At 53.7% G+C, this 767-nt stretch carries 5 tRNA genes and 1 rRNA gene; all 6 read left to right on the top strand.

The features are described 5' to 3' along the window. Positions 1 to 102, top strand: a 5S ribosomal RNA gene (gene rrf, locus IEW26_RS30045); the annotation flags it as partial. A 56-nt stretch (positions 103 to 158) separates the two neighbouring features. Further along, positions 159 to 232, top strand: a tRNA-Ile gene (locus IEW26_RS30040). Between the two features lie 25 nt (positions 233 to 257). Continuing rightward, positions 258 to 333 (top strand) — tRNA-Ala (locus IEW26_RS30035). A gap of 1 nt (position 334) precedes the next feature. After that, a tRNA-Asn gene (locus IEW26_RS30030) sits at positions 335 to 410 on the top strand. Position 411: 1 nt separating this feature from the next. Next, a tRNA-Ser gene (locus IEW26_RS30025) sits at positions 412 to 503 on the top strand. 15 nt (positions 504 to 518) lie between these two features. After that, a tRNA-Glu gene (locus IEW26_RS30020) sits at positions 519 to 590 on the top strand. Positions 591 to 767 lie beyond the last annotated feature (177 nt).

Raw genomic sequence — 767 nt, 5'->3', positions numbered from 1 at the left:
GGAGGGGTTCCACACGTACCCATCCCGAACACGACCGTTAAGCCCTCTAGCGCCGATGGTACTTGGACCGCAGGGTCCTGGGAGAGTAGGACGCCGCCAAGCGATTCCCTTTGGGGTATTTTTTTTGCCCCCTCGGTAGGGATTTGGAATATAAATGTGGGCCTTTAGCTCAGTTGGTTAGAGCGCACCTCTGATAAGGGTGAGGCCGGTGGTTCGAGTCCACCAAGGCCCATAGTAATTAAATAAGAAGTACGTATGGGGCCATAGCTCAGCTGGGAGAGCGCCTGCCTTGCAAGCAGGAGGTCAGCGGTTCGATCCCGCTTGGCTCCACCATTCCCTGATAGCTCAGTTGGTAGAGCACTCGACTGTTAATCGAGTTGTCACAGGTTCGAGTCCTGTTCGGGGAGCCATGGAGAGGTGTCCGAGCTGGCCGAAGGAGCACGATTGGAAATCGTGTAGGCGTCACAAGCGTCTCGAGGGTTCGAATCCCTCTCTCTCCGCCACAATTATTTTAGCAAGGCCCGTTGGTCAAGGGGTTAAGACACCTCCCTTTCACGGAGGTAACAGGGGTTCGAATCCCCTACGGGTCATAGTTATTTTAAATAACTAAAGAGTGGGATTAGAATCCCAAAGGTTCGTCGGAGGATGAGCATCGTTAGGAACTGCTTCGCAGTCTCGAACGAAGTGAGAGTATCCCCTACGGGTCATAATTATGGAGGCTTAGCTCAGCTGGGAGAGCATCTGCCTTACAAGCAGAGGGTCGGGGG

It is taken from the genome of Paenibacillus silvae (assembly GCF_014639235.1).
GTDB classification, from domain to species: domain Bacteria; phylum Bacillota; class Bacilli; order Paenibacillales; family Paenibacillaceae; genus Paenibacillus; species Paenibacillus silvae.
Note: the sequence above shows the minus strand (reverse complement) of the source record. Positions and strands in the feature narration are given on the sequence as shown.